We start from the raw sequence: 14,206 nt of genomic DNA, 5'->3' as shown, positions 1-14,206 counted from the left end.
GGATTACCCCATGATAAGTTTACTGGGCGTCGCCCTGCTGTTATGTATTGCATTCGCTTTATCAAGTAATCGACGTTCCATAAACTGGCGCACCGTGGGTGGCGCTTTCGCCATTCAGGCGGCCGTGGGCGCGTTTATCCTGTATTTTGAACCCGGTATTCAGCTGTTACTTAAAACCACCGAGTTTGTGCAGAACATTATCGACTACAGCCAGGCCGGTATCGATTTTGTGTTTGGCCCGATTGGTAACAAATCCCTGGGCTTTATTTTTGCCTTTAATGTATTGCCCGTTATTATCTTTTTCTCTTCCCTGATTGCCGTGCTGTATCACCTCAAAGTGATGAACATTATCATTCGTTTGATCGGGGGTTTGCTGGAAAAAGCCCTGAAAACCAGTCGCCCGGAGTCGATGTCGGCAGCCGCCAACATTTTCGTCGGTCAGACCGAAGCACCGCTGGTAGTTCGGCCATTTATCCCCAACATGACCCGTTCTGAGTTGTTTGCAATTATGGTGGGCGGGCTCGCTTCTATTGCCGGTTCGGTAATGGCTGGCTATGCCGGCATGGGCGTTGAGCTTAAGTATCTGCTGGCTGCCAGCTTTATGGCCGCACCGGGTGGCCTGCTAATGGCTAAAATTATGCAGCCGGAAACCTCAGAGCCGCACAACGAGCTGGAAAAAACCGAAGAAGAAAAAACCCACTATGCCAACGTGTTCGACGCCGCCGCCAGTGGCGCTGCTTCCGGTTTACAGCTGGCGCTGAATGTAGGCGCAATGTTGCTGGCTTTTGTCGCTTTGATAGCAATGCTTAACGGTATTATTGGCTGGGCTGGCGGTCTGGTCGGCTTTGAAAACCTCACTATTCAGGAAATTCTCGGCTTCTTGTTGCAACCTCTGGCCTGGACACTGGGCGTACCCTGGTCTGAAGCGCAGATAGCGGGCAGCTTTATTGGTCAGAAGATAGTGGTTAACGAATTCATAGCCTACCTGGACTTTATTGCGGCGCAGCCTGAGCTGTCTCCTATCAGTCAGGCGATTATCACGTTTGCCTTATGTGGTTTTGCCAACCTTTCATCCATTGCCATTCTGATGGGTGGTATTGGCGCCATGGCCCCGACCCGGCGTAAGGAGATCGCTCAGTTGGGTCTAAAAGCGGTTTTTGCCGCCACCTTATCAAACCTGATGAGCGCTGCCCTGGCCGGTTTTTATCTGACACTGGGCTAAATTCGGCCGTAATCAATCCGGCTTGATATGTATCAAGCCGGCGGCATTTGCAGTACCTCAAAGCCACATTATAATTTGTAAAATCAGAACGACAGGAAACCCTAATGAACTTAGTTGCCGTAGATTATCAGGCAGACAACGCTGCCGAGTTATTCGCAAAATCGCTGCATGAAACCGGTTTTGGCGTATTAAAAAATCACCCTATTCAGAAACAGCTGGTAGAAGATATCTACACAGCCTGGCAGGCGTTTTTCGACAGCGAAGAAAAGTTCGATTACACCTACAATAAAGGCACTCAGGACGGTTATTTTTCCAAGTCGGTATCCGAAGTTGCCAAAGGCTTTAAGAAAAAAGACATTAAGGAATATTTTCACTACTACCCGTGGGGCATGTGCCCGCCGGAGTTGAAGCAGCAGTTGGCAGACTATTACGCCAAAACCACCAACCTCGCCGCTGAATTACTCAGCTGGGTAGAAGACAATGCACCTGATGACGTTAAGGCCAGTTTTAACGAGCCATTGCCGCAAATGATCGATGGCAGTGAGCAAACCCTGCTGCGGGTACTGCACTACCCGCCACTGGACGGCAATGAAGAGCCGGATGCTATCCGGGCAGCGGCTCACGGCGATATTAACCTGCTAACCGTATTACCGGCAGCTAACGAGCCGGGCCTACAGGTTCAGCGAAAAGACGGTTCATGGATGGATGTTCCCTGTGATTTCGGTACGCTGATTGTGAATATTGGCGACATGCTGCAGGAAGCCAGTGGCGGATATTACCCCTCTACCATCCACCGGGTAATTAATCCCGACGGTGCGGATATGACTAAATCACGTATTTCTCTGCCGTTGTTCCTGCACCCACGTCCCGACGTTAAACTGTCTGACCGCTATACTGCCGAGGCGTATTTACAGGAACGCCTGCGTGAACTGGGCGTAATCTAAGGCGTCGGTAAGAATTAGCAGCGGAGCAATGGCTCCGCTTTTTTATGGCTGTTCGGCAGCTTGGGCGCACAAAGCATCCAGCTTTTGCAGGTATTGCCAGGCAATAGCAACCGTTTCACCATAGAACGATTGATTTACCCGGGAAGCGGTATCTCTTGGCGTGTGATAGTAGTTATGCCGGCCCACACCCAAAAAAAGAAACGGGATCCCCTGTTCGGCAAAAGCGGCATGGTCGCTTACCTTGCGGCGATCGGTCAGACTCGGGTAGCGGCCGACGCGACGTTTTTCATCGGTAGCAATCATGGGCATGTTGCTGGCCAGTTCGATATCCTTGATTAGGCCGTTAAACGCCGGATGGCTGAGATTGCCACTCACCAGGACTTCCTTGCGGCCGCCCGGTTGCGAGAGCATATCGAGATTGAGATTTACAAATATCGACTTAGCCGCCACTACGTCGGACGCCACAAAGGCCCTGGCGCCAAGCAGTCCATGCTCTTCGGCGTCTGAAGCTAAAAACACCTGGTGACACTGCCGCCCACTTTGCTGACTTTGCGCGGCAAGATACAACATAGCCGCCACACCACTGGCATTATCATCTGCTCCGTTAAATATACGCCTCCCCTTACGTCCTATATGGTCGTAGTGAGCACTTACCACAATATACCGGTCCAGAGCGCCTTTGAGCTGACCAACCACATTGGTGCCGGCCAGTGGCTTATTCTTGCGGATGGCTGAAAAAGGCTGACCATAGTTGTTAAGTGCCGGCAGTGGCTCAATGCCAATTTCGGCATAGCGCTGTATCAGGTATTCGCGGCTACGCTTTGAGCCTTTACTACCCACTTCACGGCCTTCCATCATATCATCGGCCAGCACATTAAGATCCTGCACCCATACCGGCTCACTGGCACTCGCCAATGCACACCACCCAATCCCCCAGACTGCGATTAACAGGGATAACTTCATTACAGCTGTTCCTCATAAAAATGACTCAGTACGGCCAGCTTGGCTGCATAGCGCTGCCTGTCGGCCGGTAACTCGGCGCGCTTGATGGCGCGTTCCAAAAAAGTTTGTGCATCGTGAGTTTCACCCGTTGCCAGCGCCGTTTTGCCCAGGGCAAACAGGATCAAGTGATTGGTTCTGTCTAAACGGTAGGCCCGCCGGTAGTAATTGTGAGCAAGGTTAAAGTCGCCCTCTTCAAAGGCCTCATCGCCGCGGATCAGATGGTAATAAGGGTTAGCTACCCTCAGCTGATGTACTTCTTTGACCAGCTCATCGGCCTTGGAATCCCGGCCGGTTAGACGAAACAAAATTGCCAGGTTTTCTCTGGCTGTCAGGTTCTGTACGTCGAGCTGAAGTACTTTCTGATAGGCCTCTTCGGCGTAACGATAATGCTCAGCAAACCGATACAGTACCCCAAGATTGATCCACGCCGCGGTAAACTGATCGTCCTGCTTCAGAGCCGCCCTGAGGTATCGGAATGCCACCGGATAATTGCCATATACCAATGCATTGGCACCCTTGTTGTTGTAAAACATCGACAGCGCACGGTTTACAGACATGGTTTCAGATTTAAATTGCTGGCCCTGCATGCGGGCATCAAAGTCAACAAGTCTTGGCGTAGCGAACGGATCCCGCGTGTCGGTGAGGAGTACATTAACGTGGCCGTTGAGCAGGCTAAAGCCCTGCTTGCGCGACCAGTATTCAGGAATAAACACGTCCTGTAAGCTGGCATCAAGCCCCAGGCCCTTCGCCAGCGCGTAGGTCATCAGGGTGAGCGAGAGACAGTTTGCCTGGCGGTTTGTAAAAGTTTCTGCAACCGTGGAATTTGCATCGCCATAGTAACTTAAGCCAAGCGCTTGCTCGGCAAACAGGCTATTGACCAGCTCTTCTAGCGGGGTGGATTGCTTTAGATTCGCCGTCACCCTAATTTTGGTTAAAAACCGTTTGGCCTCTTCAGGCAGCGTGAGGATTTGGGCTGGCGACTCAATGTTTACTGAGCTGGCAGCCGGAAAAGCGTCGTTATAAACCGGGTACAAATAGTTACCGGTATCGCGTTCGGTACTGGCGCATCCGCCAAGCAAGATGAAGCTGCTGAGTACCACAACCAATGCATAAACTTTCATAGGCAGGCCACTCCATTAAAATAGCTTGTATAAGTTTAGCTCAATTCACATACAATTAACATTTTTTAAACATTTTAATCCGTTACTTTTCGGCAGGGATAACTTATGCTGAAAGCGGCGGTTATTTATACAGCGGGTCTGCATCTCATCGATCGATGAGGAAAAAAAAGGGAGTCACATGAAACGGGTGGTATTCAATCAAAAAGGCGGCGTTGGCAAATCAACCATCAGCACCAATCTCGCAGCAGAAAGTGCCTTAAGAGGATATAAAACCCTGTTGGTTGACCTCGATGCTCAGGGTAACAGCACCCACTATGCAGGCATCGATATTAGCGAAGAGACCCTCACCGTGGCCGACATGTTTAAGCAAATTGTCGGCTGGTTTTCCAAGCCCCAACCGCCCACGGCATTTGTGCAGGAAACGGCTTTCGAAAATCTGTTTGTTTTGCCAGCAGATCCAACTCTCACCACCATTGAGCGAGAACTGGAATCACGCTACAAGATGTTCAAATTGCGCGAGACCCTCGAAGCGCTAAGTGAAGAATTTGAACGCATTTATATTGATACACCGCCCAATTTTAACTTTTACTCCAAAGCAGCACTGATTGCTGCCGATGAATTTCTGGTACCCTTTGATTGCGATCATTTTTCTGCCCAGGCCATTGAACGCCTGCTGGAAAATGTTATGGAAATCAAAGAAGACCACAACCAGTCACTGGCACTATCCGGCGTGGTGATCAATCAGTATAACGCTCAGGCCAAGCTGCCAGCAGCGCTGATTGGTGAGTTACAGGCAAAAGGCTTGCCCTTGTTTCAAACCCGGCTGAGCAGCTCTGTGAAAGTGAAAGAATCCCACTCCCATCGTACACCGCTACCATTTTTAATGCCCAGCCATAAGGTAACCAAGCAAATTGCGGCGCTGTTCGATGAGGTAGAAGGCAGTTAAGGTTGGCCGGCTGACTAAACCGTTGCTGTCTGGCCAAAGTCCAGCAGCAGGGTGGCGCCCAGGACAAGAAAAATCAGCCCGACCAGTTGTTCCTGACGCACCGCAATGCGTGGATTCTTTGCCATCCAACGCCCCAATTGATGCGACAGTTGCACCACCAGCAAATCACAACAGAGTGCAATTACACTGAATAACAGCCCCAGGACCAGCAAATCCATAATCAATACATCGCCGGTTGCATGGGTAAACTGCGGTAGAAAGGCAATAAAAAACAGCGCGGTTTTAGGGTTACTCAGTTCTACCAGCAAGCTTCTGGAAACAATCCGCCGGGTCGATGCCTGAACAGGCTTGCGCAGATGGGGAGCCGCGGCAAAACGTAACGCGTTAACACCCAGATATATCAGATACAGCGCGCCCAGCACCTTTATCACCGTAAATACCACAGGGACATAAGCTATAACGGCCGCCAGTCCAAAAGCCGTGGCAATGGCATAACTGGAAGACCCTACTGCCATGCCCAGTGCTGCAGCGGTGCCGCCGGTACGGCCTGAACCCAGCGTGCAAGCCATAATGTACAGATTGGAGGGGCCGGGCGACAAACTGATGATCAGCGTTGCTACTACAAAGGCCATAAGGGTATCAGGCGTTAAGGTCATGAAATGAATAACTTATTATCTTTGAAAAATGAAATGTGTAAGGTGAATACGTTATAGTTTATCAACAAATTCAGCCAAAAGGAGTGTCTCAATGTTCACCCTGTATCAATATTTACACTGCCCGTTTTGCGTGCGCGCCGATATGGTAGCCAACTATACCGGTGTTCCTCACAAGAAGGTACTGCTGCTTAACGACGACGATGAGACCTGTCACCAGTTGATTGGTAAAAAAATGGTGCCGATATTACAACCCGATAATGGCAGCGCAATGGGCGAAAGCCTGGATATTGTTGCTAAAATATTGTCTCTGGCCCCTGCCGATAAACAGTTACAGCCAGCACAACAAGCTGAAAAAGTTACTGCTTTGCTAAGCGAATATAGCAGCGATATGAACGGTTTACTCTTCCCGCGCAATATCCTTATCGACCAACCGGAGTTTGCAACCGCAGCGGCCCGTGACTATTTTCAGGCGAAAAAAGAAAAAGTGATTGCCATGACCTTTGCCGAAGCCATGTCGCAGTCAGAACACTACATTGCCCGGGTGAATGAAATGCTCAGCAAACTGCCACCGCTGAAGGCCTCTGCAAGCCTGGGCATGGATGATGTGCTTACTTTCCCGTTCCTGCGTAACCTGACCATGGTAAAAGGCCTTCAATGGCCACAACCGGTGGAGCAGTATGTAGATGACATCGCCGCACTGACCGATATTCACCTTTACTGGCAGCAAGCCGTTTAATGCTTAAAAGCCAATCTGTTACGGGCCTTTGGGCCCACTTTTCATATCGCTCAGGCAAATCCTCGCGAAACCGAAATCTGTAACTATACTTTAGTCTAAGTGACGGGAAATAAACCAGAAGATTCCCCTCAGACACCGCTGTTATAAGCCTTGTTAACCAAGATACCTCTGAGTTGTGTAGTCCAGGGTCCTTCTGAAGGGCAGACTATGAATGGATATATGCGTTTTTCGATAGTAAACCTGACGCTACTGTGTATCGGCCTGATTGGCGGATTAATGCTGGTGATGACCGGCATCGCAGTGAACAAAAGCCTAACTCAGTTAAACCAGGATGAATTGGAAACCCGCATGGTAGAACTGGTCGATGCGGTTGAAAAAATTGCCCATAATCACGCGGTAGAGCGTGGACTAACCGCCGGTTTTCTGGGCTCAGGCAGTGAACAAGCGCGGGCCAGAGTCCTCGAGCAACGGCAAAAAGCCAGTGCATCGGTAAATACGCTACGCCAGCTTGCTGACCAGGACTGGCCTGACTCACTCAGTATTCAACACCAGCTCAGCGGTCTGTTTGCTATGCTGGACAACAAAAGTGCCATTCACCAACAAGTCGACAGGCGTGAAGGCAGCAAGGCTTTCGCTTATTACAGCAAGGTCAACCGTATGGCGCTCGATACCGCCAATACGCTGGTGCTCAACATTGCCAACAGCGATGTGAGTACTACCGTGGCTCACGCCCTGACCTACGCGTGGCTGAAAGAACGTCTCGGCCAATTACGCGGCAAAATTAATGGTGTACTGGCCAGCCAGAGCATTACGCCACAGCTAGCCGACGACCTGTCGGAATACCACGACAGCATTGACTACCTTATTACCGTACAAAAAAATGCCTTAACTGGTCAGGAACTGGCTGACTTTAATGCTGTTGCAGGGTCTTCTCAAAAAGCCTTTATGGATAAGGTTTACCGCGCTTTAGTCGCTGACTCAGTGGATTTTTCACAATTACCGGCCGCATCCGACTGGTTTGGTCAGGCCACGGCCCAGATTGGCCTGGTAAAAGGGTTGCTGGACGGCACCTGGCTAGAGGTAAAAGCCAGTGCGGAGGCTGAATACCAGGCAGAGCTCACCAGCCTGATTGTCCTGGTTTCAGTAACCGGAGCGGTATTTGCAGTAGTTATTTTACTGGTGATCACTTTGGTCAAAACCCTTAATTCTCAGCTCTCTACACTGACTTACAGGCTCAACGACATCTCCCGCAGCGGCGACCTCACCATTAACGTTAAACTCAATAGCGACAATGAACTAGGCGTTATTTCCAGAGCGGTAAATCAAACTTTAATGGCGATCCGGGACTTGATTACCGGATTAGCCAAATCGGTAAATACCAGCACCCGGCTGGGCGACAGTGTAGCCGAGTCGGCCGATACCATTCACACTGAGTCAGAACAAACTCAACAACGTGCCATGAGCATAGCTACTGCTATTGAGCAGATGACTCAAACCAGTAAGGAAATTGCTCAGTCAGCTTTTAATACCCTGGAGTCGAGTCAGGCCCTCGACAAACTGGCCGATGAGGCGACCCAGGCCAATAACACTATTAAAACATCGATTCACAGCCTGACAGAACAAATGCAGGATGTAGAAAACAGCGCTAAAACCATGGGCGAACACCTAAGCGAAATCAGCGGTATTCTTGACACCATCAACACTCTCTCAGATCAAACCAACCTGCTGGCGCTGAATGCCGCCATTGAGGCTGCCCGGGCCGGTGAGCACGGCAGAGGCTTTGCCGTGGTGGCCGACGAAGTGCGCCAGCTGGCCACAGCCAGTCGCGGCTCATCCGATAAAATTTCATCGCTACTCGATACCCTGGCGCAAGTGAGTACCAAAGTGATTAGCGGGGTAAGCCAAAGTGCTGAAGCCGCTCGTACCTCACTCAATCTAACCGAAAGCGGTGAGCGCACCGCTAATACCGTACGCCAGAGCGCCGGTAACGTGGAAATACAGGCCAATGCGATGTCGGCTGCTGCCGAGCAACAGTCGGTTACCTCAGATCAAATTGCTCAGGATGTGATTTCGGTGCAGGACGCCGCTACCCATCAGGTTTCCATTGCCGACGAACTCAAAGCACTGACAACCGACCTGCAAACCAACAATGCGCTGCTTGAGCGTACCATGGGTAATTTTAAATATTAGGCTAATGTCCGCTTTGTGACATACTGAGAATAATAACGACAGAAAGGATGAAACATGCGAAAACTGATTGTTTTACTCACACTTACGGGTTTAGCTGCCTGTAGCGGTGAAGCACCAGTAAGCTCAGACACAACGGCTTCACAAAGCCAGCAACCACAGGTTGAAACCGCCACTTACAATGTACTGTTTGGCGGTACCGATGTGGGCGATATGACCATCAGCCAGTCCGGCACGCTGCTTGATATCAGCTATGGATTTAGCAATAACGGCCGTGGTGCCAGCAGCGAAGAAACCCTGTTACTGTCTGAAGCTGGCTTGCCAATCAGCTGGAAAATCACCGGAAAGACAACATTTGGTAACCAGGTTAATGAAACCTACGAGGTAAAAGACGGCCAGGCCAGCTGGACTTCTGCGGCTGGCAGCGGCGAAGCCGATGCCAGCAACAAGCCCATTTATATTGCCCAGAACCCCAGTCCTTATGCGCTGTATACTTATGCGAAAACTGTTCTCGATGCCGGTGGTGAGCCCTACCCTGCTTTACCGGCCGGGCAGGTAACAGTTACGCCGAAAGAGTCCCTTACCTTACAGGGTAAAGACGGCGAACTGGCCGTTACTCTGTATGCCGTTGGCGGCATCAACCTCAACCCGAGCTATATATTACTCGATGAACAACAGCAGTACGTAGGCACCGTATCTCCTCGTTTTGCACTATTAAAAACAGGCTATGAGGATGAAGACAGCCGCCTGCGCGAACTAACGGCCACCCTCAATACCCAGCGTTACGAGGACATCGCCAGTAACGTCACCCATGAATATGAACAGCCGGTGCGGATAAACAATGTGCGCATTTTCGATCCAAAGTCACTTAGTCTGACCGCTCCGGTATCGGTGGTCATGACCGGCGATACCATTACCGCTATCGAAGACGTTCGTTCTGCCCCCGGCGCTGATGAAGTATTTATCGAAGGCGAAGGTGGCACACTGGTGGCAGGTCTTTACGACATGCATGGCCACGTGGGCGACAATCAGGCAATCATGAATGTCATGGCCGGGGTTACCGGCATTCGTGATATGGGTAATGAAGACGACGTACTATCAGACCTGATAGATAAGATTGACCGCGGCGTACTGATTGGCCCAACGATTACCAAGAGCGGCTTTATTGAAGGCGTAAGCGAATTCAGCGCAGCCACCGGAGAGCTGGCAGACAGTAAAGAAAAAGCGCTGGAACTGGTCAGAAGCTACGCCGAAAAAGGCTACTGGCAAATTAAAATCTATAACTCAATGAACGGTGACTGGGTTGAAGAAATGGCCGCTGAAGCTCACCGGCTGGGTATGCGGGTAGCAGGCCACGTTCCGGCGTTTTACCGCGCCGATCAGATGATTGAAGCGGGCTACGACGAATTAACCCATATTAATCAGATAATGCTCGGCTGGGTGCTGGGGCCGGAAGAGGACACCCGTACCTTGTTCAGGATTACGGGTATGAAACGCTTTGTCGACTTAGATCTTAACAGCGATAAAGTGCAGCATATACTGGATTTAATGGTGGAAAATAATATCGCTCACGACCCAACCGCCGTTATCCACGAGTATGGTATGACTTCACGTAATGGCGTAACAGCCATGGCAGTGCGCGATTACATAGACCATATGCCCATTAGCGTGCAACGGTCAGCCAAATCCGCCATGCTAAATGTCGCAGACGATGCAGAGGATCAGGCCTATCTGGCCGCTTACCAGAAAATTCTTGATACCCTCGCACTCATGCATAAACGTGGCATTCTGCTGGTGCCCGGAACCGATATGGGCGGCGCTTTTTACCTGCATCGTGAGCTGGAGCTGTTTGAAAAAATAGGCATGACCGCAGCCGAAGCGCTACGGCGTGGCTCCTATGATATGGCGCAGTATCTGGGGCGTACAGAACGCGGCTCTATTGAAGTGGGTAAGCAGGCCGATTTCTTTCTGGTACCCGGCGATCCTACCGAGGATCTCAAAGCCATTAAAACCATTGCCATGGTGGCTACGCAGGGTCGAATTTACTTTCCTACCGAAGTCTACCCTTCGTTTGGAATTCAGCCATTTACCGAAGTACCTGAGGTGCATGTTCCCGAATAAACCGGGTCAAATCTGAGCCGTTCACAAACATTTACAGTTTTCATTCCGCCAGCACTTTATTAACTGGCGGAATGCTTTATGTTTAACACTGGCATAATACCAATTCGCATAGTAGTTTGCCCACTCAGCAAGACTGTCAGGCTTTCTGGCTAGGCTTGGTTGCACAGGTTTGGTGGTTCCAAATCAAGCAAGCATAACAACGCCAGAAAACCTGACAGCATTGCCCAAAGGGAGTGGCCAAAACGACTTACATCTGTGTTGCGCCCTCTGGACATAGAATAACTATGCCGCAGAGAACGCGTCGTGATCTAAGTCGTTTTGTCTCACTCTGAGAGGCTAAACTACTATGCGGATTGGTATATTTGCCCGGGCGATACTCAACGCTAAAAAAATGATTAAGGATGACAAACATGACAGTAATCAAGCACCTCACCAAAGGCCTGAAACTAGAGGCGTTGGTGTGCTGGCACTCAGTGGTTTATGTATAACTGCTGCGTTTGCCAAAGACGACATTAACATCGACTACGAGAAATTTACCACCGATAACGGCCTTACCGTTATTGTCCATGAAGACCGCAAAGCGCCGGTAGTAGCGGTAGCGGTATGGTACAAAGTGGGCTCTAAGGATGAGCCGGAAGGAAAATCAGGTTTTGCTCACTTATTTGAGCACCTGATGTTCAATGGTTCTGAAAACTACGATGACGAGTGGTTCGGCCCATTACAGGAGGCTGGCGCTACAGGTCTGAACGGCACCACTAACTTTGACCGCACTAACTATTTCCAGACCGTTCCCACCCCAGCCCTCGACAGGATTTTGTGGATGGAGTCAGATCGCATGGGCCACCTGCTCGGCGCGGTAACCCAGGATAAGCTCGACGAGCAACGAGGTGTAGTACAAAACGAAAAACGCCAGGGTGAAGATCAGCCCTACGGCACCTTGTTTAATCATGTGGTTGAAGCCCTGTTTCCCAGTGGCCACCCATACAATCACACGGTTATTGGCTCGATGGATGACCTCAACTCGGCCTCGCTGGACGATGTAAAAGCCTGGTTTAATCAGTATTACGGGCCTAATAATGCCATTTTAGTGCTCAGTGGTGATATTAACGTCGCCGAGGCCAAACCGCTGGTCGACAAATACTTTGGCGATATTGAGCCGGGCCCGGCCCTGGCCAAATGGCAATCTTGGGTACCTGAGCGTAAGGCCAATACCCGTCAGGTCGTGCAGGATAAGGTACCACAAACCCGTATCTATCGTTTGTGGGTTTCACCCGAGAATACCAGTCCTACTGCCACAGACCTGTTTATTGCTGCAAGTGTGTTAGGCGATGGCAAGAATTCACGGATGTATAAAGAATTGGTTTACGATCAGCAAATTGCGACCAACGCCTCGGTGTTTAATTATGAACTGCAGATGGCGTCTATTTTTGGTGTCAGTGTAGACGTAAAAGCCGGTGAGGATCCGGCTAAAGTTGAACGCGAAATGGATAAAATTATCGCCGAATTCTTGCGTAAAGGCCCCAGCCGTGATGAGGTTGAACTGGTGTCCACCAAGCGTCGCGCCTCGATTATTCGTGGCCTTGAGGAAGTCGGCGGATTTGGCGGTAAGGCCGATACGCTGGCTACCGGTGAATACATTGCCGGCGATCCCAATTACTTCAAAACCGAATTGGAAGAACTGGCTGATTCCACCCCTAAAAAAGTTAAGGCGGCGGCCCAGCAGTGGCTAGGTGATGGCTGGCATCAGATTACCTTTGTGCCTTTCGAAGAACATACCGCCAAAGCAGAAGGTGTTGACCGCAGCACTGGCCTGCCATCGATTGATGCAGAAACCCAGCTAAGCTTCCCACAAGTCACTGAAACTGAGTTGTCGAATGGCATCAAAGTGGTTTTCGCACAGCGCTCTACGGTGCCGTTAGTGAATGTAGCAGTACAGTTTGATGCCGGTTATGCGGCCGATGCAGGCGGTAAGCTGGGCCTTGCCAGCTTTACCACCCGAATGCTCGATGAAGGTGCCGGTGACTATGACGCACTGGAACTGGCAGCCGAGCTGGAGCAACTGGGCACTAACTTAAACAGTGGCTCTAATCTCGACACGACTACCGTCAGCATGTCGATGCTGAAGAAAAACATGAAGCCATCACTGGCCTTACTTGGTGATATCCTTAAAGATCCATCCTTTGACAAGGAAGAAATTGAGCGTCAGCGTGCGCTTATCTTAAGTAATATTGCTCAGCAAAAGACCCGTCCGGTAAGTATCGCCCTGACCCTGCTGCCACCGCTTATTTACGGTGACGACCATGCCTACGGCATCCCATTTACCGGCACCGGAACGGCTGAAGATGTGCAGGCGGTTACCCGTAATGACTTGGTTAACTTTAAAAACACCTGGTTACGCCCGGATAACGCCACTATCTTCGTAGTAGGTGACACCACCTTAAGCGAGATTAAACCGGAACTGGAGAAAGAGTTTGGTAAGTGGAAAGTATCAGGTAGCAAAGGCAGCAAGCAAATCGCTAAGGCCAAACTACCTGAACAGGGCCAGGCGATTATTATTGACCGTCCGGGCTCGCAGCAGTCGCTGATCCTGGCTGCCCATTTAGCGCCACCCACCGGTATCGACAACAACATTGCCATTGAGGCAATGAACCTGACCTTAGGCGGTGCGTTCACTGCCCGGGTTAATATGAACCTGCGTGAAGATAAGGGCTGGTCCTACGGCGCTTATACGTTCCTGCAGGATGCCCGTGGTCAGCGTCCGTTTATGGTGTATGCACCGGTGCAGACCGACCAGACCGGCCCGTCGTTACTGGAGCTTAAGAAAGAGCTGAATGGTTACTTAGGTGATAAGCCGCCTATGGCCATGGAACTAGAACGTGCCCGTCTGGATGAAGTACGCTCGCTGCCGGGGCAGTTTGAAACTGCCGGTTCGGTGCTGGGCAGTCTGCTTTCCAGTAGCCGTTTTAACCGCCAGTATAACTATCCGGAAACCCTGGTAGAAAAATACAACGGTCTCACCCTGGACGACCTTAATGAAGCGGCAGCACAGGTCATTCACCCGGATAAGCTGACCTGGCTTATCATTGGTGATGCCGAGAAAATTAAAGATGAAGTTGAAGCCGCTGGCCTTGGTCCGGTTTCGGTACAGAGCATGAACAGCCTGTAGCCTCTGTATGCCAGCGGCCTTTGCCGCTGGCAATCTTACCCGGTTGTTTGACCCCGACTTTACCCCCTGCCCGCTAACATGCTGTTTTTACCTTTATCAACAGGC

Annotated in this window: 10 protein-coding genes; 7 read left to right on the top strand and 3 right to left on the bottom strand. The window is 50.6% G+C overall.

Translation table 11 applies throughout. The annotated features are described in order from the left end of the window. Window positions 1-10 precede the first annotated feature (10 nt). Complete coding sequence (locus AC566Q_RS02425; RefSeq protein WP_499613248.1) at window positions 11-1,222, top strand: NupC/NupG family nucleoside CNT transporter; 1,212 nt, start codon at window positions 11-13, stop codon at window positions 1,220-1,222. Window positions 1,223-1,326: 104 nt separating this feature from the next. Next, window positions 1,327-2,166: an isopenicillin N synthase family dioxygenase gene (locus tag AC566Q_RS02420; RefSeq protein WP_499613247.1), complete on the top strand. Its 840-nt coding sequence runs from the start codon at window positions 1,327-1,329 to the stop codon at window positions 2,164-2,166. Between the two features lie 42 nt (window positions 2,167-2,208). On the opposite strand, the gene AC566Q_RS02415 is transcribed toward AC566Q_RS02420, so the two are convergent. Then, the gene (locus AC566Q_RS02415) at window positions 2,209-3,129 is read right to left on the bottom strand and encodes a M28 family peptidase (RefSeq protein WP_499613244.1); all 921 of its coding nucleotides are present in this window, start codon (window positions 3,127-3,129) and stop codon (window positions 2,209-2,211) included. Then, complete coding sequence (locus tag AC566Q_RS02410) at window positions 3,129-4,289, bottom strand: tetratricopeptide repeat protein (RefSeq protein WP_499613242.1); 1,161 nt, start codon at window positions 4,287-4,289, stop codon at window positions 3,129-3,131. Before AC566Q_RS02410 ends, AC566Q_RS02415 begins: the two co-directional genes overlap by 1 nt. A gap of 178 nt (window positions 4,290-4,467) precedes the next feature. Here AC566Q_RS02410 and AC566Q_RS02405 point away from each other — a divergent pair, with 178 nt between their 5' ends. Continuing rightward, on the top strand, window positions 4,468-5,235 hold the full coding sequence (locus AC566Q_RS02405; RefSeq protein WP_499613240.1) for a ParA family protein: 768 nt from the start codon (window positions 4,468-4,470) through the stop codon (window positions 5,233-5,235). A gap of 14 nt (window positions 5,236-5,249) precedes the next feature. Here AC566Q_RS02405 and AC566Q_RS02400 read toward each other — a convergent pair whose 3' ends face one another. Next, window positions 5,250-5,891 (bottom strand): LysE family translocator, encoded by a 642-nt coding sequence (locus tag AC566Q_RS02400; protein WP_499613237.1) that lies wholly within the window; start codon window positions 5,889-5,891, stop codon window positions 5,250-5,252. A 91-nt stretch (window positions 5,892-5,982) separates the two neighbouring features. Here AC566Q_RS02400 and grxB point away from each other — a divergent pair, with 91 nt between their 5' ends. The 4 genes from grxB (at window position 5,983) to AC566Q_RS02380 (ending at window position 14,101) form a co-directional block, all read left to right on the top strand. Next, on the top strand, window positions 5,983-6,627 hold the full coding sequence (gene grxB / locus AC566Q_RS02395) for a glutaredoxin 2 (protein WP_499613234.1): 645 nt from the start codon (window positions 5,983-5,985) through the stop codon (window positions 6,625-6,627). A 207-nt stretch (window positions 6,628-6,834) separates the two neighbouring features. Then, a complete protein-coding gene (locus AC566Q_RS02390; protein ID WP_499613232.1) occupies window positions 6,835-8,817 on the top strand; it encodes a methyl-accepting chemotaxis protein in 1,983 nt (660 codons plus the stop codon). A gap of 54 nt (window positions 8,818-8,871) precedes the next feature. Then, window positions 8,872-10,935 (top strand): amidohydrolase family protein, encoded by a 2,064-nt coding sequence (locus AC566Q_RS02385; protein ID WP_499613230.1) that lies wholly within the window; start codon window positions 8,872-8,874, stop codon window positions 10,933-10,935. Between the two features lie 346 nt (window positions 10,936-11,281). Further along, a complete protein-coding gene (locus tag AC566Q_RS02380; protein ID WP_499613228.1) occupies window positions 11,282-14,101 on the top strand; it encodes a M16 family metallopeptidase in 2,820 nt (939 codons plus the stop codon). Window positions 14,102-14,206: the final 105 nt, after the last annotated feature.

Source organism: Alteromonas sp. H02 (assembly GCF_059682525.1).
This window is presented reverse-complemented; position numbering and strand designations above follow the sequence as displayed.